Raw genomic sequence first — 19,807 nt, 5'->3', positions numbered from 1 at the left:
ACCCCTGCTGCGGGGCCGGGTGGTGCATAGGAACGGAGTGTGATTTCAATGAACAAGCGGGACACGGTCATGGCCGCACTGCTCGAGATCGTGAACGAGGTGGCCGGCCCGGTCGAGCACCTGGACGAGGACCAGCTCCTCGTCGACCAGCTCGGTCTTGAATCGCTGCACCTCGCGCGGCTCGTCGCCGTACTGGAGATGGAGCTGGACACCGACCCGTTCTCCGACACACTGCCCATCACCAGTGTGCGCACGGTAGGTGACCTGCTGCAGGCGTACGACCCCGTCGTCCTGCCTCGCCTCGGTGCCGGCGAGCCGTCATGACACAGCACGAACCGGACGGGCAGCCGATCGCCATCGTGGGCATGGCCGCCCGTTTCCCCGGAGCCACGGACGTGGACCAGTTCTGGGACGCGGTCCTGGCCGGACGCGAGACGATACGCGACCTGGGCCACGAGGAGTTGCTCCGTGGCGGTGCGAACCCGGAGTGGCTGAAGAACCCCGACTACGTGAAGGCGACCGCCTCGATCGACGACGTCGACCTCTTCGACGCGGCCTTCTTCGACATCTCCGGCCGCGAGGCCGCCGTCATGGACCCTCAGCAGCGGATCTTCCTGGAGACCTGCTGGCATGCCCTCGAGCACGCGGGTCTGCGCACATCCGCCGGGACCGGGACCTCGGTCGGTGTCTTCGCCGGCAGCGGAGGCGTTCTCACCAGTTACCTTCCCGAGGTACTGAACAGCGCCGGGCCACTGGAAGATCCCACGGCCTCTCTCGAACAGCTCGGGACCGACAAGGACTTCCTCGCCACCCGGGTGTCGTACAAGCTCAATCTGACCGGGCCCAGTCTGACGGTGCAGACGGCTTGCTCCACTTCGCTGGTCGCGGTGCACTTGGCCGTCCAGAGCCTGTGGCGCGGCGAGTGTGACGCCGCACTGGCCGGCGGCGTGAACATCAGGCTCCCCCGGACCGCCGGGTACTGGCACCGCCGCGGCGGCATCCTGTCACCGGACGGGCGTTGCCGCCCCTTCGATGTCGGTGCCCAGGGAACGATCTTCGGCAGCGGCGTGGGCGCCGTCGTCCTCAAGCCCCTGCCCGACGCGCTGCGAGACGGTGACACCGTCTACGCCACCATCCTCGGAACCGCCGTCAACAACGACGGTGGCGGCAAATCGAGTTACGGCGCCGCGAGTCTGTCCGGCCAGCTGACCGCGATGCGTCAGGCACTCCGGACATCCGGAGCCGATCCCGACACGGTCGGCTACATCGAGGCGCACGGAACCGGGGTACCGCTCGGTGATCCCACCGAGATCGGCGCGCTCAAGCAGATCTTCGGACGAGCCGATCCCTGCGCCATCGGGTCGGTGAAGGCGTTGATCGGGCACATGGAGGCGGCGTCGGGCATAGCAGGCCTGATCAAGGCCGCCCTGTCCCTGCATCGGGGACAGATCCCGCCCAGCCCGTACTTCACGGCGCCGCATCCTCGGCTGAAGCTGGACGATACGGGCCTGTTCGTCAACAGAGCGCCGCTGCCCTGGCCCGGATCGCCCGGAACTCCCCGCCGGGCCGCGGTCAATTCCCTCGGCATCGGCGGCACCAATGCCTTCGCCGTGCTGGAACAGGCACCGCAACTCACGCGGACGGATCGGCGTCCGGGGTACGAGCTCGTCACGATCAGCGCCAAGACCGCGGACTCGTTGCGGGAACTGGCGGACCGGTGGGCGAACCGCCTGCGCGAGCCGGACGCAGACCTACGGGACCTGGCCTATACCGGTCACGTCGGTCGCCGCGCGCTGCGACACCGGCTCAGCGTCATCGCCGACTCCCGGAACGCGGCAGCCGAGCGCGTGGAGACGTGGCTGAGGGACGGAACCGGGGCAGCGGACGAGGGGGAGTCCGCGCGGGCCGAGCCGAGGGTCGGTTTCCTCTTTCCCGGTCAGAGCTCCGAGTACGCCGGTATGGCCGTCGAGCTCCACCGTGCGCATCCGCTGTTCCGCGCCGCACTGGACCGGCACGCGGAAACCTTCCGCCGCCTCACCGGAGTCGGCCCCCTCGACGTGTTCGCCGACCCTGCGGCGCAGCAGCGGGCGGAACTGCTGCAGCCGGCGGTCTTCCTCCTGCAAGTCACGTTGGCAAAATTCTGGGCCTCGTGCGGGGTGCGGCCGGACGCGGTGGTCGGTCACAGCCTCGGCGAGTACGCGGCCGCCTGCGTGGCCGGCGTGTTCGGCGTCGAAGAGGGACTGGAGCTGGTCTGCGCGCGCGGCCGTGCCTTCGCGGCTGTGCCCGGAAGCGGCCGGATGGTCGCCGTCGGCAGCACCGACGAGGCCGAGCTGGAACGGCTGGTCAAGGCCAAGGGTGGTTCAGCGTCAGTCGCCGCGTACAACGCGCCGGAACGGTTCACGGTCTCCGGATCAGACACCGAGACGGGCGAGTTGGAAAGCGAGTTCCGGCAGCGGGGATGGGTCACCGTCCCGCTGGAGACGACGCATGCCTTCCACTCACCGTTGGTCGCTCCGGCCGTCCCCGCACTCGTCCAGGCCGCAGGCCGGATCACCCACCGGCAGCCCGGCGTGCCGATGGCACTGAACCTCACCGGCACATGGGCGGGCCGTGCGGAGATCGGGGCGGAGTACTGGGGGCGGCAGCTCACTTCACCGGTCAAGTTCACGCCCGGTGTACGCGAACTGCTCAGCGGGGGATGCACGCTCTTCCTCGAGATCGGCCCAGGACGGACGCTTACCACGGCCGGCCGTACGCAGTCCGACGGCGATGTCGTCTGGCTGCCCGGACTCGATCCCAGGACCCCGGATCCCGTCACGGTGCTCGCCCACCTGGCGCGTCTGGACCGGGCAGGAATTCCCGTCGACTGGGCGGAGTACTACGCGCCCCTGCAAGCGGGCAAGGCTTCCGCTCCTCTGTATCCCTTCACACGGGCCCGGCACTGGACCGCACCGGCGCCTTCCGGCGCAGAGCCGCCCGCGCGACCGGCCGCAGACCTGCCCGAGCTGACCCGACTCGCGCTGCCGCAGTCCACACAGCGGCGCTACGAGACCACCGTGGCCGCGAGCGCTCCGCGTGCGCTCGCCGATCACGAGATCTCCGGCCGCCTCGTCGTGCCCGGGGCGTACCACACCGCCTGCCTGGTGGAGGCGGTGGCCGCCGACTCCGCTGCGGTGGTCGAGGACCTGGTGTTCCCGCGAGCGCTGGAGGTCGACGAGGCGCGACGCCGACTCCAGCTCGTGCTCACCCCGTCCGGGGACCACAGGTTCGTCGCACAGTCGCTCAGCCTGGCCAACGCGGACGATCCGCTGGCCGACGAGTCCTGGCAGGTGCACGCGGAGGGACGGATCCAGCGGACCGACGCCCCCGCACAGCCGGTGGACCCGTCTGCCCACCGCGCAGGCCGGCCGGTTTCCCCGGCTGACCTCTACCCGCTGTTCGAGGCGGCGGGCTTGCGGTTCGGCCCGGCGTTCCAGTGGATCGAAGAGCTCCGGCTGGACGGTGAGGACAGCTCCGGCGACCTCGGCTTCGCGGCGGACTCGCCTCGGGAGCGCACCATGGCCCTGCTCGACTCCTGCGTTCAGCTGGCCATCGCGGCACGGATCGTCCGTGCCGCCCCCGAGGACGGCGTACTGCTGCCGTTCCGGATCGAGCGGGCCGTTTTCCACCCGTCCACCGACGCCGTGGAGTCAGGAGTCGCACGTATCCGGCACCGCGAGGCCGATGCCTCGGGAGCACTTGCCGATGTCTCCCTGACCGACCACGAGGGCAACCCGCTGCTCGAACTGACCGGCCTCCAGCTGAGAGCGGTCTCCTTCCGTGCGCCCGAGGCCGACATCTACGCGGACGAATGGGAGTTGGCCGAGCCCGCCGGGGGCACCTCGCCCAGCACCGGAACGTGGATCGTGCTCGCCGACCGCCAGGGCCACTGGCGTTGCGCGGTCACGGCGCTGGAGGCAGGCGGCAGCCGGTGTGTGATCGCCGAGGTGGGTACGGCCTTCACCCGTCTCGGCGATCACCGATACGTGCTGGATCCCGCCGACGCGGAACACCTGGCGCGACTGTTCCGCGACACCGGGCCGGCGAGCGTCCTGCATTGCCTCGGCCTGGACCCACGGAACACACGGACCGCCTGTGGCAGCGTGCCCGCACTCGTACAGGCCACCGAGCGCGCGCAGTGGACGCCAGGGTCCGTAGTGCTGCTGACCCGCGGAGCGGTGGCCGTGCACGAGCCCGGAGAGGTCAGCGACCCTTACGGGGCGATGCTCTGGGGCCTTGGCCGGAGCACCGCGCTGGAAGCACCTCAGCTGAACCTGCGGTTGCTCGACGCGGACCCACGCGACCTCACCGGCGCGCCGAGTGTCCCGCCCGAATGGCCCGGCGTCGAAGGCGCGATCCGCGACGGACAGCTGTACCGGCCCACGCTGCACCGACAGTCGGCGCCGCCGCCGAGCCCTGGCCGGCTCGGCACCGACGGGTGCTACCTGATCACCGGGGGGACCGGAGCGCTCGGTCTGCGTACCGCGGCGTGGCTGGCCAGGCGCGGAGTGCGTCACATCGTGCTCGCCTCGCGGCGCGCGCACGAGGCACAGATCGGAGAACAGATCCGCGAGCTGGAGCAGTCAGGGGCGAAGGTCACCCTGGCCGGCCTGGATGTCACGGACGAGGCCGCGGTCAACCACCTCGTCGCGCGGTTGCGCCGGGAGCCGGGCGGCCTCAGGGGGGTCGTCCACGCGGCCGGTGTGCTCGATGACGCGGTGCTGTCGCAGCTGACCTGGGGCCGCTTCCGGTCGGTCCTGGCCCCGAAGGTCGCCGGTGGCTGGCACCTGCACCGCGCCACTGTGGATCTCGACCTCGAACACTTCGTCCTCTTCTCCTCCACGGCCGCTCTGCTCGGTGCGCCCGGGCAGGCCCATTACGCGGCGGCCAACGCCTTCCTCGACGGACTCGCCCACTACCGGCGCGGGTTGGGACTGCCTGCGCTCAGTGTCGGCTGGGGGCCATGGGAGGCGGGTATGGCGGCGCAACTGAGTGAACGCCTGCAGACCCGGCTCGTGGAAGGCGGGTTCACTCCGCTGGAAGCCGATCCGGCGTTCGCCGCACTCGACCGGCTCCTGGCCGGCCCCGGTGGTCACTACGGAGTCTTCTCCGTGGACTGGTCCCGCTACCTGAACCGGTTCCCCACCGGGCGAGCGGTTGGCACGGGCGAGCAAATGCCTGCCGGGGACGGGGCGGAGGCGGGCAGGCGGCTGCGGCGGGACCGGGCCGGCGCCACGCCGGAACGCTGCCGAGAGCTGGTACTCGCCTACCTGCGCCCCATGCTGGCCTCCCGACTCGGCATGCCCGAGGCCGCCGTCGACGAGGACCTCCTGCTCCACGAAGCCGGGCTCGATTCGCTGGTGGCCGTCGAAGTACGCGGGCAGATCTTCCGCGACCTGGACGTCGACCTGCCGCTCACCGGTCTCCTCCAAGGCAAGGCCCTGCGCCTGCTCGTCGATGAGCTGACGGAACGCCTGATGCTCGACGCCCCGGTCCAGGCTGCCGTGTCCACGGCGGTGCCGGCCGCCGTGGAGCCCTTCTCACCCGAGGAGGCGGAACGCCTCCTGGCCAACCTCGACTCGTTGACTGAGGACCAGATCCAGGCCCTGCTGCCCTGGCTGGCCGATCAGGACGGACCTTCATGACCGACGACATTGAGAACTGGGGCATACGGAAGAGGCTGGAGGCGGCACTGCGGTCGCGCGCCGGCCAGGCGCGGAGCGAACACCCTCTCTCGTACACCCAACGCCCCCTCGTGCTGCTGCATCGGATGAACCCGGACAGCGCGTCCTACAACGTCGGGTTCACCGCCCGGTTCACCGGCGGATTCGACTCCGCCACGTTCGGCAGCGCGGTCGCGTCGCTGGTCGGGAGGCACGCGGCCCTGCGCACCACCTTCAGCGGCACCGACGGCCAGACCGTGCACGGGTGGCTCGCACCCGATGTCGCCGAACTGGACGCCCACCAGTGGAACCAGCAGCGGATCGAGGACGCGATACGCCGCGCATATCTCGCTCCGTTCGAACTGCAGACCGGACCGCTGGTCCGGGTGCGGACGTATGCGGTTGCGCCAGGAGAGGCCGTGGTGCTGCTGGTCGTGCACCATGTGGTGTGCGACTTCTGGTCACTCGGTGTCATGGTGGCGGAACTCGAACAGCTCTACCTGGCGGAGGCGGAACGGAGACCGTCCCAGCTGCCCGGAGGCAATGTCCCCTACAGCGATTTCGTCGCCCATCAGCAGGAGTTGATCCAAGGGGAGAAGGGCCGCAGAGCACGTTCCTATTGGCATGCTCAGCTCGCCGGCCGGCTGGAGCCGGTGGAATGGCCGCGCTGCGAACTCGGTCCGGATACCGACGGGGGCGGATCGATCCTGTTCCCCCTCGCCACAGAGCTCGTCGACGGTGTGTTCGCGCTGGCCAAGGAGGAGGGGGCGACGCCGTACGGCATCCTGCTGACCGTCTTTCAGGTCCTCGTCGGCCGCTACACCGGGCGGCAGGACGTCCTGGTGGGGTCTCCCTTCGCCGGCCGGACCAGCCCCGCGATGGCCGAGTGCGTCGGCAACTTCGTCAACCCCGTCGTGCTGCGCGCCGATCTGAGCGACGCGGCGGCGTTCCGGGAGCAGCTGGACCGTACTCGCCATAACGTCATCGACGCGCTCGAGCACCAGGACTACCCGTTCGAGCTGCTTGTCGCCGAGCTGGCGCCGCGCCGGGTGGACGACCGCAACCCGGTCTTCCAGGCGATGTTCAGCTACCAGAAACCCAGCCGGTACCCGGCGCTGGCCGGTCTCTACGTGGCCGACGAGGGGGCGGCCCCGGTCGGCTGGGCGGGGCTGACCGCGGTGCCGTTCCGGCTGGACCAGCAGGACGACCAGCTGGAGCTCGTACTGGAGGTCGTGCACGACGGCGACCGGCTCGTCGGGCTGCTCAAGTACCGCAGGTCCGTCTTCTCGGCACAGGCGGCTCATCAGGTGGCCGAGAACTATCTGGCACTGCTGCGAGCCGCGCTCGCGGACCCTGGCCGCAGTGTGGCGGAACTGCCGATGGCGTCCGAAGTCACCCCCGGCACCAGCCGGCGCACAGCCGCGGTCCATGAGCCCGTCGGCGCTGTCCCACGGAGCGGCACTGCGCTGCGGGGCATCGAGCAGCGGATCACGGCGATCTGGCGGAAAGCGCTCGGGCGCGAGGCGATCGGGCGGGATGACAACTTCTTCGACCTTGGCGGCAACTCCAGGCTGCTGGTGCAGGTGCACGAGATGCTCGCCGACGACACCGCGGGCGCTCCGCTGAAGATCAACGAGCTGTTCCGCTACCCGACCGTGGCCACTCTGGCCCGCCGCCTCGGCCAGACCGCCGCCGGAGCCGGACCGGCCCCTGACCGAGCCCGGGCGTCGAGCAGGCGGGCACAGTTGGCGGCCGGCACGGCCCGCAGCGCACGCCTGCGCGCACGAGAACGTCGTCAGCCGGATACCGACAGGGGCAACGATGACTGACGGGAGCATGGTCAACCCGGCGGTTCGGCCGAACGACGTGGCCGTGATCGGCATGTGCGGCCGATTCCCCGGCGCCGCGAGTGTGGCTCAGTTCTGGAACCGGCTACGTGCCGGAGACGACATGCTGACCACGTTCACGGACGCCGAACTCGTGGCCGCCGGGGTGCCGGAGCAGGTGCTGCGCGATCCCCGCTATGTCAATCGAGCCGCATCGCTGCCGGACGCGTTCGACTTCGACCACGAGTTCTTCGGCTTCACCAGGCGCGAGGCGAAGCTGCTCGACCCGCAGCAACGCATACTGCTCGAGGTCGCGTGGGAACTGCTCGAGACGATCGGCTACTCCGGGGAAACGGACGCTCAGGGCATCGGTGTGTTCGCGGGTGCGTCTATGAACACGTATCTGACGAATGCGGTGGCTCGTTCCTGTGACCCGCTGGGCTACGACGGGACCGAGCTCATGATTGCCAACGACAAGGATTACCTGACCACCAGGATCTCGTACAAACTCGGCCTCAACGGGCCGAGCGTCAATGTGCAGACCGCCTGCTCTACGTCACTGGTCGCGGTGCACATGGCCGTGCAGAGCCTTCTCACCGGTGAATGCGACATCGCCCTGGCAGGCGGAGTGTCGGTGATCGCCAACGACTACCCGGGCTATGTCTACAGCGAAGGAATGATCCTCTCCCCGGACGGGCGGTGCCGACCCTTCGACGCCGACGGAGCAGGGACGACATTCGGTGACGGGGTCGGTCTCGTCGCTCTGAAGCGACTGTCCGAGGCGATCGAGGACGGCGACCAGATCCTCGCGGTGGTGAAGGGCTCGGCGATCAACAACGACGGCTCCGACAAGATCGGATACACCGCCCCGAGCATCGGCGGGCAACGGGCCGTCATCGCCGAAGCGCAGGCGGTGGCCGAGGTGGACGCCGGCACCATCACCTACGTCGAAGCCCACGGCACCGCCACAGCTCTGGGCGACCCCGTCGAGTTCGCCGCGCTGAGCGAGGCCTTCGTCGACGGAGGTGCCCGGCCGGGCCAGTGCGCCTTGGGCTCGGTGAAGGCGAACATCGGGCACGTCGCCGCCGCGGCGGGAATCGCCGGTTTCATCAAGGCGGTGCTGGCGCTGCGGCACCGGGAGATCCCGGGGCACCCGGGATTCACCCGGCCCAACCCCCAGATCGACCTGCTGGGCAGCCCCTTCTACATCAACACCCTGCCGATGGCCTGGCCGGCGGGTGAGAACCCCCGCCGGGCAGGAGTGAGTTCGTTCGGCATCGGAGGCACGAACGCCCATGTCGTCCTGGAGGAGGCTCCGCCCACCACCGGCCGGCCGGCGAGGGCCGACGGCCCGCGGACCCTTGCGGTGAGTGCCCCCAGCGACGAGGCGCTGCGCGAGCTCGCCCGTCAGCTGGCCGACGCACTGGAGGTGCCGGACGCGCCCGACCTCGCGGACGTGGCCTTCACGCTGCGGCAGGGCCGACGCGGCGCCTCGCATCGCTACGCGGTCACCGCGGCGGATCACGCCGACGCCGCGGCCGGACTACGTGCGCTCACCGACGGCAACGGCACCGGCGGCAAGAGCACCGGTGGACGGGTGGCAGAGACCACCCCGCCCGTGGTGTTCCTGTTCGGCGACGTCCCGGCCGAGGAATTCAGTGTGCTGTCCGCGCGGCTGTCCGCAGTCGCTGACATAGCGGAGCGGAACACCGGGTGGGCCGTCCCGAACGCGGGCGACCCGTCGGCGGCCCTGCTGACCGCGAGCCGGGTGCTCGCGACGCTGTGGACGGAGTCCGGCGTTCGGCCGACGGCGGCCGGGGGAGCCGGGGTGGGTGAACTCCTCGCAGCTTGCTTCGCCGGGGTCCTCGAACCGTCTGACGCGCTGGCACTGCTGTCCTGGCGAGCGGGACTGACCGCGCCCGCCCCCGAGGTGCGCCCGAGAGTTCCGGACATTCCCCTCCTGTCGGCCGTCGTGGGCGGCGAACTGCCGCAGGCGCGGGCGCTCGACCCGCTGCACTGGACCCGGGACATCTGGGCGGGCGACCGGCTGTCCGAGGCGTTCACCGGCTGGGCAGCGGAGGGCGCGGCCGTGCTGGCCATAGGAAACCCCACAGTACTCCCGGCAGGTTCCGGCCTCGACGACGAACAAGTCCTGCCGCCCTTGGACCGGTTGCTGACCGCCGCGGGACGGCTGTGGACCGAGGGCGTGCCGGTGGACTGGTCCGCCTGGTACGGCGGGCATCAGCACCGAGTCCCCCTGCCGGTGCACCCGCTGGAGCGCACCTTCCTCCGTCTCGAACCGCCGGCTGCCTCCGTCCGAGCGGAGCAGGAACGTAGGCAGAACCCCGCAGAGTGGCTGTACACGCCGACATGGCAGCGCCTCGACCCAGGTGCCGGTGGGTACACCGAGAGCGCTCTGCCCACCGGCCCGTGGCTGCTGTTCGCGGACTCCGGCGGGGTCGGCGACACGCTGGGAGACTCTCTGCGCGCACAGGGCGCCGAGGTGGTGGTGGTACGTCAGGGCGGCGCCTTCAGCCGAGCCGACGCGACTTCCTTCACCGTCGACCCCATGGACTCCGGCGACCACGAGAAGCTGTTCGACGCCCTGGCCACGGACGGGCTGACTCCCCAGCGGGTCGTACACCTCTGGTCTCTTGACCTCGTTCCAGGGCACCTCACAACCGACAGCCTGGATCACGCCTGCGGTCTCGGGCTGTTCTCCGTTCTCGACGTCGCCAGACAACTGGGCCGCAGTCCGGGCCGCGACGGCGCGTACCTCGGGGTGGTAGCCCGTGACGTGCACGACATCACAGGCGATGAAGTCCTCGCGCCCGCCGCCGCGATGACCGGCGCCGCACTGAACCTCGTCTCCCAGGAATGCGCCGAACTCCGTTGTCGAAGCATCGACATCGGCAGCAGCGCCCTCGCACCAAAAGCCCTCCTCGCGGAGATCGTCGCCCCGACCGGGGTGCCGATCGCGTTCCGCAATGGACGCCGTTGGACGCAGCGGTTCGTTCCCGCGGCGGCTGACCCCGGCCCGTCGATCCCGGCCAGTCGGCTGCGGTCCGGTGGCGTGTACCTCGTCACCGGCGGCCTCGGACAGATGGGGCTGGCCCTCGCCGGCCACCTGGCCCGCGTCGCCGGGGCCAAGCTGGTGCTCACCAGCGACTCCCCGCTGCCGCGACCCGACGACTTCGACCGATGGATCACCGAGTACGGAACAGCCCACCCGGTCAGCCGAGAGATCGAGGCCGTCCGCAACCTCGAACGTCTCGGCGGCACCGTCATGGTGGAATCCGTCGACGTCACCGATGCGGGAGCGATGCGGGAGCTGGTCGGTGCCGCCCGCCAACGGTTCGGCCGGATCGACGGATGGTTCCACTGCGCCGACGCACCACACGACCAGGCCCCTTGCCGGGTCGACCGCACTGACCGGGCCGCCTGGCGGCAGGCCCTGGCTCCCAAGGTCCGCGGGGCGCTGGTGCTGGCCGAGATCTTCGCCGGCACCCGCGTCGATCTCGGCGTCATGATGTGCTCGCTCATCTCGGCGCCGGGCGGAGGCGACCTGTGCCGTTCGGCGGCCGACGGCTTCCTCCACGCTCAGGCGGCGGGCGTGGACGGACTGATCACCGTCTCCTGGGACGAGTCCCTGTCACCAGAGCGGCGCGCTGAGGTCCTTGACCTAGTACTGCGCTCCGATATGCCGTCCCCGCTCTCGGTGTCCCCCACCCACCCGGAACGCCGCGTCCAGGGGCAGCGGGCTCTCCCGGACCCGGTGCGCCCCGCCCTCGCCTCCCCCGGCCGGCAGTTCCACGGGGACGGGCTGAAGGCGGCTCTGGCGAAACTGTGGTCCGAAGTGCTGCGGACGAAGATCGACCGCTACGACTTGAGCGTTCTCGACGTGGGTGGCGACGAACTGCTCGTGGTCAGGCTCGCCCGGCGTATCGAGGAGGAGTTCGGTGTGCCGCTGTCGGCTGTCGAACTCCTCGCGAACCCGACCATCGACCACCTGGCGGCAAGCCTGGGCCCGGTCTCGACCGTTCACGGTGGCGGCCTGCGGACCTTCTCATGATGCCGCTTTCGTTCACCCCGGTGGTCGTGGCCGACATGGCGTCACCGCCAGCACCACGCTGGCGATCACGAAAGGAGAGTGCCGTGGAGCCCCTGCTCCAGGAAATTGCCGAAATCGTCGGTGACTACTTCGACGTTCAGCCCGAACGGCTGTACTCCGACGTCGCGTTCGCGGACCTCGGGGACTCGATGTCGCTGCTCGGCATGGCGCAGCGTCTGGAGGACCGCTATGGCTGCAAAGTGCCGCTTCGGCAACTCTTCACCGACGTCCGGACCGTGCCTGATCTAGCCGCGTACCTTCACGCACACGCGTCGAAGGAGAAGCTGCCGACAGGAGAGGCCATATCGTCTGAAGGGGGGCCAACGGTCACGGCAGCGCCATCAGCCGAGTTGTCGATGGACGGTGCCTTGCCGCCAGGCGCCTCGGCGGCCGTGCAGGGCCTGATCAGGGAACAGCTCATGGTCATGCAGCGTCAGCTGCAGCTGCTGGCGGGCAGCGAGCCGGTCTCCGCGGCTGACCCGGCCACTGGCTCCGGGTCCGGACCCGGACCCGGACCCGGACCCGGAGCTTCGCCGCCCGTGGCGATCTCCCCGGCGCGCCCGGTGTCGGCGAAAACGGTGGTGCCACTCGCGCCCGGCGCGCGGAGCAGCGCGATCAGCCCCGTGGAGACGGCAGAGCGCGCCCGCTATCTGAGGAAACTCGCCGAGCGCCTCAGTACCCGGACCAAGGGCTCGAAGGAATTCGCCCAACGGTTCCGGACGATGGTCGCGGACAGCCGGTCCACCGTCGGCTTTCGCCCCTCGATCAAGGAGATGCTGTACCCGATCGTCGCCGAACGCGGGCAGGGCTCACGGCTGTGGGACATCGACGGAAACGAGTATGTCGACCTCACCCTGGGATACGGCGTCCACCTCCTCGGTCATAATCCGCCGGCGGTCATGTCGGCCATGCGCGAGCGGCTGGACGTCGGTTTCAGCCTCGGGCCGCGCACTCAACTGGTCGAGGATGTCGCCGCCGGAGTGATCGAGCTCACCGGCATGGAGCGCGTCGCCTTCCTCAACAGCGGCACAGAAGCGGTCATGACCGCGGTCCGGCTTGCGCGGGCGGCGACCGGCCGCGACAAGATAGTGGTCTTCTCCACCGCGTACCACGGTCACTTCGACAGTGTGCTCGCTGTGCCGGCCCATGAGAACGGCGTATTCGGCACCCGGCCGCTCGCGCCCGGAATCTCCCCGCATGCGGTGGAGAACGTGTACGTCCTCGAGTTCGGCACGGAGGACGCACTCGACTTCATCGACAAGCACGGTGCGGACCTCGCGGCAGTTCTGACCGAGCCGGTGACCCTGCGCACTCCTGGTGTGCAGAGGCCTGATTTCCTGCGCGCGGTCCGCGAGGTCACACGGGCCCACGGCACGAAACTCATCTTCGACGAGATGGTGACAGGTTTCCGTTGCCATCCGGCAGGCGTTCAGGGTCTGTACGGCATCGAGGCCGACCTGGCCACCTACGGCAAGATCGTAGGAGGCGGCATGCCGATCGGCGTGATCGCCGGACGCGCCGGCGTCATGGACTCAATCGACGGCGGCGTCTGGAACTTCGGTGACGATTCCGGCCCGACGGTGGAATCCACCTTCTTCGGCGGCACGTTCAACCAGCATCCACTGACCATGGCGACGGCCAGGGCGGTCCTTGACCACCTCCGTGCGGAGGGACCCGATCTGCAACGGAGCCTCGACCGCAGGACCGCGATGTTCACGGACCAGCTGAACGCCGACTTCCGCGAGCTCGACGTGCCGATCGAAGTCCACAGGTTCTCCTCGATCTTCAAGTTCGAGCACCAGGCGAACATGGATCCGTTCTATTTCAATCTGCTCGACCGTGGTGTGTTCGTCTGGGAGTTGCGCAACTTCTTCCTCTCCACCGCGCACGAGCAGGCCGATCTCGACCATATCCGCACCGCGGTACGGGAATCGGTCGAGGAACTGCGGGACCACGGCATGCTCGGCGGCAGCGGAACTGGACCGGCGGGAACCCTGCCCCGTGCGGCAGCGCCTCGCAGCACCCACGCCCAGCGGCAGCTACGGGCCCTCGACCAGGGCGGCGTGCCCGCCTTCGAGATGTCTGTCGGGTTCTGGCTGGACGGCTCACTCAACCGCGTCGCACTGCGTGCCGCCGTGCAGGACCTGGTCGCCCGTCACGAGACTCTGAGGACCACGTTCGGCTCGGACGGGGACACGCTCGTCGTCCATCCCGTGCGGGAGACGCCGTTGAGCGGAGTCCTGACCGAGCACACCTGTGGGGACGGGGACGACCTCAACGGCTTCCTGCGGACCTGGGCCGAACGACCCCTCGACCCGGTGGACGGGGAGGTGTTCCGCGCCGCCGTGGTGGAGGTCGACCCGCAACGGCACCTGCTGCTCATGACGGTGCACCACGCGGCAGTGGACGGCTGGTCCTACAGCGTCCTGCTCGACGACCTCGCCGCGATGTACAACGCCAGGTGCCGCGGCACGAGTCCCGAACTGCCCCCGGCCGTGCAGTTCCGGGACTATCTCACCTGGCACGAGCGAGTCACCGCCGGCCCGACCGCGGCCAAGCACCGTGACTTCTGGCATTCTCGCCTGAAGGACGTTCCCGCGCCGGAACTGCCGTCGGCGGGACAGCCGAGCCAATTCCCTTACCGCGCGGTACGCCACCGTATTCTCCTCGACCCCGAGTTCTGCGGGAAGATGCGCGATGCCGCCCGCAACGAGGGGGTCACGGTCTTCGCCTATCTGGTGGCGGCCTGGGGGGCCTTGCTGCAGCGGCTCACCGGGCAGGACGAAATCGTGGTACCGGTCGCGTCCGCCCGGCGCCCGCAGGAACTGGACCGGACTGTCGGATATTGCTCGAATCTGGTGCCGTTGGTCTTTCGCCGACCTGCGGACACGCTGGTCGCGGACTACGTGAGCGAGGTGCTGATGCAATTGGTCACCGGGCTCGAGCGCCAGGACTACCCCTTCGCGGATCTGGTCACCGAACTCGCGCCGCCGGGGGCGGGCTTGCGAAGCGAGTTGTTCACCACGGCCATGTCGTTCTACCGCCAGGTCGTGGTACCCCCCATGGACGGACTCACGGTCTCGGAAGCCGACTCGTCGCCGATCACGCACACCGGAAATCCTCTGGCGTTGAACATCGTGGACAGTGCGGACGGCTTCCGGTGCGAATTCGACGCCGCGGTCGATGTCGTCGATCCCGACCTCGTCGAGCGCCTACCGCGGTACTACCGAAGCCTGCTCAGCGCCATGGTCGCCAACAACGAGCGCCCGTTGGGAGAGCTGGACCACGAGGACGGGGAAGGCCTGGACGGGAGCGACTGACCTTCACAGCATGGTCGGTCACCGGACGGCCTGCGGGCGCCGGCCTCGAAAGGGGCCGGCGCCACTTGCGCTGTGCGGGCGACGTCGGTGTGCCCGGTCGGTCATGCGGAGTAGGCATCGGCCTGGATACCGTAGAGATCGGCGTATCGGCCTCCCACGATGCCGACCAGTTCGTCATGGGTGCCCGCCTCGATCAGTCGGCCCTTGTCGAGGGTGAGGATGAGGTCTGCCCCGGTGGCGGTCGAGAACCGGTGGGTGACGATCACCGTGATGGCGCCGGTCCGCCCCGCGACCTCCCTGGCACGGGCGATGTAGCGCTCGAAGATCTGCTGCTCGCTCGGGGCGTCGAGAGACGCCGTGGGTTCGTCCAGCATCAGCAGCAGCGGGCCGGGGCGCATCGACGCCCGGGCGAGGGCGACCTTCTGCCACTGTCCCTCGGACAGGTCGACGCCCCCGAAGTCCCGGCTGAGGTGGGTCTCCAGTCCGTCGGGAAGCGCCCCCACCAGTTGCTCGGCGTCGGCTGCAGCCACGGCACGGCCGACCCTCTCGGCATCCTGCGCGTGCGGCAGGTCACCCAGGCCGACGCTCTGCCCGAAGGTCGTACGGAATCGGCCGAAGTCCTGGAACGCCGCACTCGACCGCGCACGCCAGCCCTCCGTGTCCAGGGTGGCGAGGTCCACGCCGTCGACGAGAACGCGGCCACCGCTGGGCCGGTAGAACTTGCAGAGGAGCTTGACCAGTGTCGTCTTGCCCGACCCGTACTCGCCGACCAGCGCGACCACCGAGCCCGCCGGCAGATGGACGCTGACGTCGTGCAGGGCGGGGCGTCGAGAGCCGGGATACCGGTAGGTGACGTTCTCGAAGGTGATTCCCTCGCGCAGGATCTGGGGCGAAGGTTCCGTTCCGGCCGCGTCGGACCGTGCCGAGGCGGCGTAGTCGCGCATCCACAAGTAGGGCTCGATGAGCCGTCCGGCCCGGGCGACGTTCGTCGCGTAGTGCACGCCCGTGAACACCGACTGGCGCAGGCTGGTCGCCACGGTGATCGCCAGCACGATGTCTCCGGCCGAGCCATGCCCACGCAGCGTCTGGACGACGATCAGGGTCAGTCCGGCGCCGAAGCCGAGCGTGAAGACGGTCCAGCCGCCGAGCTTCCAGGCCGCCGCGACCAGTCGCGCCCGGTAGCGGCCGGCCATGGCCGTGTCCCACGCGGCGGCCTGTCTGCGGGCCAGCTCGGGACCCGCCCCCGACACACGGATCTCCTTCCCCGCGGCTGCGTCCGTACCGAGGTCGAAGAGCCGGCGCTGGAGACGGAAGGGTTCGGCCGTGGCGGTCTCGGCCCGGATGATGGCGTTGCTGCCCTTCTGGTCGAACCAGAGCGGCAGCGCCGCGCATACGAGCAGCAACAGCAGCCAGGGGTTGATCGTGCCCAACAGGAAGAGGGCGACGACCAGTTCGATGACGATGAAGAGGACACCGACCGCCGACCACAGGCTGAGCACGAGTTCCCACGCGGAATTGCGTACGACGGTCAGCCGGTCGAGGTAGTCCGGGCGCTCCAGGTGTTCCAGGCCTTCGAGGGTCGTGATGTCGCGGTAGATACCGGGATTCACATCGAGCACCGAGACCTTGCCGATGAGGATGCCGGCGGTGTTGCCGTCGAGTGCCCCCAGCACCATCAGCATGGTGCAGGCGAGTCCCGCCCCGGCCGCCCAGGCCACGGCGGGCCAGACCTCTCCGCGCAGCGTCGCGTCCACGGCGCCGCGCAGGGCCAGGGCGTTACCCGTGACGGAGGCCACCATCAGGGCGGGGATGACGAACTGCAGGGACGTCAGCCACGGCGAACGGCGCCAGGACAGCCGTAGCAGTTCGTACCAGAGGGAGAAGTACCGCCGACGGCGAATCGGTTGTTCACTGGCCAGCTCGGTCATCGGTACTGGTCCTCCTCCAGCCGGTCCTCGAAGCCACGCCTGAACCGCGCGGCCTGGATCGTGAACATGGCCGCGTACCGGCCGTCGGCCGCCATGAGCTCGTCGTGCGTGCCCGATTCCGTGATCCGGCCGTCCTCCAGCAGGACGATCCGGTCGGCCTGCCGCACGGTGGACAGCCGGTGCGAGATCAGGACGACGCTCGCACCCGACCTGCGCTCGCCGAGCCGTGCGAAGACGTCGAACTCCGTCCGTACGTCGAGGTGGGCGGTGGGTTCGTCAAGAACCAGAATCCTCGCCCCCCGGCGCACCGCGTAGAGGACGCGGGCCAGGACGACGTGCTGCCACTGCCCGCCCGAGAGGTCGGCGCCCCCCTTCGCGTCGCGGGTCAGCGGGGTCTCCCAGCCGGACGGCAGACCGGCCAGCACCGCTTCCAGCCCCGCTTCCCGGGAGGCGGCCTCGGCGTCCGCCCGTTCCGCGGGCCCGTCCGCCCTGCCGATCACCACGTTGCCGTGGACGGACAGGGGGTAGCGCACGAAGTCCTGGAAGGCCACGGCGATCCGGCGGCGCCAGGCGTCCGGGGCGAACGTGGCGATGTTCCGCCCGTCCGCGGTGATGGCCCCGCCTGTCGGCAGGTAGAGCCCGCAGAGCAGTTTGATCAGGGTCGACTTGCCCGCTCCGTTGAGTCCGACGACGGCCAGCAGTTCACCCGGCCGGATCTCCAGATCCAGACGGTCCAGAACCTGGCGTTCCGTCTTCGGATAGGCGAAGGAGACCTGTTCGAACCGGATGAGCGGTGGACGCTCGCGGTCCTCGGGTTCCAGTACCGCCCGGCCGTCGGGGCCGGGCACCGCCGCTCCCTCCGGCGCGAGCAGCTCGCGCAACTCCTGCGTGGCCCGCAGGCACTCGGCGGAAGCTGCCGCGTTCCTGAGGTCCTCGCTCCAGCCGAGGGCCTGGAACACCGTCCATCCGGTGACGAGCACCGCCGTTTCCACCGCGATGGTCGTCTCCTCTCGGACCGCGCTGTGCGCCACCAGGGCGTACACGGCGCACAGCGGGACGCCGACGAGCAGCAGCTGGCTCCACTCGGCGCGCAGCATCCGCCCGATCGCCGCCCAGATGGGTTTCTCCATGGCCAGGCTGTGCCGCTGGATCTGCTCGACCGACCAACCACCCAGTCCGAAGACACGGATGTCCTTGCCCTCGGCCGGGGAGATCGCCGAGTCCTGCCACATCTGCGCCTTCGCGCCCTCCACGGTGCCGGAGCGCCACGTCCGGACGTACCGCAACGCCTGTCTCTGCCGCAGCACCCAGTTGATCAGTGCGGGCACGAGCACCACAGGGACGAGCCACCAGGCGTACCCCGCGAGGACCACACAGGAGCCGGCGACGCCCAGGAGGCCCATGAGGATGCGGAGGAGGGCCACGGCGCCCTCACCCGGAGTGCGTTCCGTCCAGTTGTCCGGATCCGCCTTGGCCGCGCGGATCAGCGCGCGCGCCTGCGGGGTCTCCAACTGGTCGATCGTCGGGGTGGACGAAACCAACTCGGCGATCGACGCCCGGTGTGCGCCGTCGATGGTGGCCTGGACCAGGAAGCCCAGGGGCTCCAGAACGGTGTCCATGACGTGCCCGAGCAGGAGGACGGCGACAAACGCCGCCAGCGGGGCCAGGGCCTCGGCCAGGGGTGGCAGCGTCGTGCCCCCCGACTCGAAGCGCCGTACCAGTACCGCCAGAATGACGGCTGTCGCGGCTGGGAGCAGCCTGCTCAGCGCCATCAGCGCGGCCAGAAGCCAGCTGTGGGACCGCTTGGCGCAGCTGAGAGTCCGCAACAAGCGGAGCCCGTCGGCAAGGGTGGTCACGTGGTCCTCTCTCCGGCGACGGTCCACCTCCGGGGTGGGTCCGCGCAGCCCGGTCCAGACGGGGACGTGGGGCCGCTACGGGCCTTGGCAGGAAGCAGACCCGGTCTCAGTCGCCGCGATGATGTCGTTCCAGGGCCGGCTGGGACAGGACAGGACTCCCTTACGTGTGGTGCGCACGGGGTGAAGAAGGGGGTGCGGATTGACGGCACTGTCGAATCGCTTCGACTCCAACGATCGTTGAAGCTAACAGCAAGGCCGTTCTCGCGACAAGGCACATGTGCGGCACAACCGAGCCTATGTGGCCAGGCGTTGAGTGCTTCGGTCATGGGCGCGCCTAGGAGGCCCTTTGCTCGTAGCTGGACCCGATCAAGCCTCTTCGCTTCTCATATTTCGAAGCGCTTCAACGAACGGGACACTCAACGGCCCCCCGGCGCGAACGGATTACCGCGCACCCTCCGCGTCCAGGTCGTCAGCGAGGCTGTTGACCGGCTGGGGCGTGCCCGTGAGGTCCAGTACGAACAGCGGGACGCCCAGGGAGTCGGCGCGGGCGCGGGCGTCGGGGGCGTACCCGGCGAGGGAGAAGTAGACGCAGTCCGCGGATTCCGTCATCGCGGTCAGCCACAGACACTCCACGTCCCGCAGCGAAGCCGGCGCCACGGTCGGATCGACCTGCGCGAGCAGCCCGTGCGCGGCGATCCCGATCCCGCTCGGTGGCCGCTGGTCGGCACGGCGGATGTCCCGGTAGCCGAGCCAGCGCAGATAGACGGCGGCGGCGGTTACGGCGTCGCGGGCGGTGCGGATGGTGATGGGCTGGAAGGGGCGGCGGGGGGTTGGGCGCTCTGGGGCGTCGGCACGCGGGCTCGCGCCCGCGCTCGTGCCCTGGGGCACGTCCGTGTCCGGGGCGGCGCCCGGCTTCTCTCCCGAGCCCGAGCCGGAGCCGGAGCCCGAGCCCGAGCCGGAGCCCGAGCCGGAGCCCGACCCCGGCGTCGGGCCTGCGTCAGCGCCCACGTCTGCGTCAGCGCTCGTGTCTGCGTGTGCGTCCACCTCCGCGCTTGGGCCCGAGC

General features: G+C 69.8%; 8 protein-coding genes. 5 read left to right on the top strand and 3 right to left on the bottom strand.

Annotated elements, in window-relative coordinates; all coding sequences use genetic code 11:
- Positions 1 to 48: 48 nt before the first annotated feature.
- The 5 genes from ACFZBP_RS03365 to ACFZBP_RS03345 all read left to right on the top strand — a co-directional run bounded on the left by ACFZBP_RS03365 (position 49) and on the right by ACFZBP_RS03345 (position 14,959).
- Complete coding sequence (locus tag ACFZBP_RS03365; protein ID WP_383446739.1) at positions 49 to 324, top strand: acyl carrier protein; 276 nt, start codon at positions 49 to 51, stop codon at positions 322 to 324.
- Positions 321 to 5,684 carry an SDR family NAD(P)-dependent oxidoreductase gene (locus ACFZBP_RS03360; RefSeq protein WP_391409571.1) on the top strand — a complete coding sequence of 1,788 codons (5,364 nt, stop codon included), beginning with the start codon at positions 321 to 323 and terminating at the stop codon, positions 5,682 to 5,684. The genes ACFZBP_RS03365 and ACFZBP_RS03360 overlap by 4 nt, the downstream gene beginning before the upstream one ends.
- Positions 5,681 to 7,531: a condensation domain-containing protein gene (locus tag ACFZBP_RS03355; RefSeq protein ID WP_391409570.1), complete on the top strand. Its 1,851-nt coding sequence runs from the start codon at positions 5,681 to 5,683 to the stop codon at positions 7,529 to 7,531. The genes ACFZBP_RS03360 and ACFZBP_RS03355 overlap by 4 nt, the downstream gene beginning before the upstream one ends.
- Entirely contained in the window at positions 7,524 to 11,600 is a 4,077-nt protein-coding gene (locus ACFZBP_RS03350; protein WP_391409569.1) for an SDR family oxidoreductase, read from the top strand. The genes ACFZBP_RS03355 and ACFZBP_RS03350 overlap by 8 nt, the downstream gene beginning before the upstream one ends.
- 83 nt (positions 11,601 to 11,683) lie before the next feature.
- Complete coding sequence (locus tag ACFZBP_RS03345) at positions 11,684 to 14,959, top strand: aminotransferase class III-fold pyridoxal phosphate-dependent enzyme (protein WP_391409568.1); 3,276 nt, start codon at positions 11,684 to 11,686, stop codon at positions 14,957 to 14,959.
- A gap of 101 nt (positions 14,960 to 15,060) precedes the next feature.
- On the opposite strand, the gene ACFZBP_RS03340 is transcribed toward ACFZBP_RS03345, so the two are convergent.
- From ACFZBP_RS03340 to ACFZBP_RS03330, 3 genes are all read right to left on the bottom strand, one after another.
- Positions 15,061 to 16,887 carry an ATP-binding cassette domain-containing protein gene (locus ACFZBP_RS03340; protein WP_391409567.1) on the bottom strand — a complete coding sequence of 609 codons (1,827 nt, stop codon included), beginning with the start codon at positions 16,885 to 16,887 and terminating at the stop codon, positions 15,061 to 15,063.
- Entirely contained in the window at positions 16,884 to 18,743 is a 1,860-nt protein-coding gene (locus ACFZBP_RS03335) for an ATP-binding cassette domain-containing protein (protein WP_391409566.1), read from the bottom strand. Before ACFZBP_RS03335 ends, ACFZBP_RS03340 begins: the two co-directional genes overlap by 4 nt.
- Before the next feature lie 441 nt (positions 18,744 to 19,184).
- Positions 19,185 to 19,787 carry a hypothetical protein gene (locus ACFZBP_RS03330; protein WP_391410336.1) on the bottom strand — a complete coding sequence of 201 codons (603 nt, stop codon included), beginning with the start codon at positions 19,785 to 19,787 and terminating at the stop codon, positions 19,185 to 19,187.
- Positions 19,788 to 19,807 lie beyond the last annotated feature (20 nt).

This window comes from Streptomyces sp. NPDC008086 (genome assembly GCF_042957325.1).
Taxonomy (GTDB): Bacteria; Actinomycetota; Actinomycetes; order Streptomycetales; family Streptomycetaceae; genus Streptomyces.
The sequence above is the reverse complement of the archived record's forward strand: the minus strand, read 5'-3'. Positions and strand labels throughout refer to the sequence as shown.

Coding starts and splice junctions, on each gene's coding strand:
- ACFZBP_RS03365 (WP_383446739.1), top strand. CDS start 49: ATGAACAAGCGGGACACGGTCATGGCCGCACTGCTCGAGATCGTGAAC.
- ACFZBP_RS03360 (WP_391409571.1), top strand. CDS start 321: ATGACACAGCACGAACCGGACGGGCAGCCGATCGCCATCGTGGGCATG.
- ACFZBP_RS03355 (WP_391409570.1), top strand. CDS start 5,681: ATGACCGACGACATTGAGAACTGGGGCATACGGAAGAGGCTGGAGGCG.
- ACFZBP_RS03350 (WP_391409569.1), top strand. CDS start 7,524: ATGACTGACGGGAGCATGGTCAACCCGGCGGTTCGGCCGAACGACGTG.
- ACFZBP_RS03340 (WP_391409567.1), bottom strand. CDS start 16,887: ATGACCGAGCTGGCCAGTGAACAACCGATTCGCCGTCGGCGGTACTTC.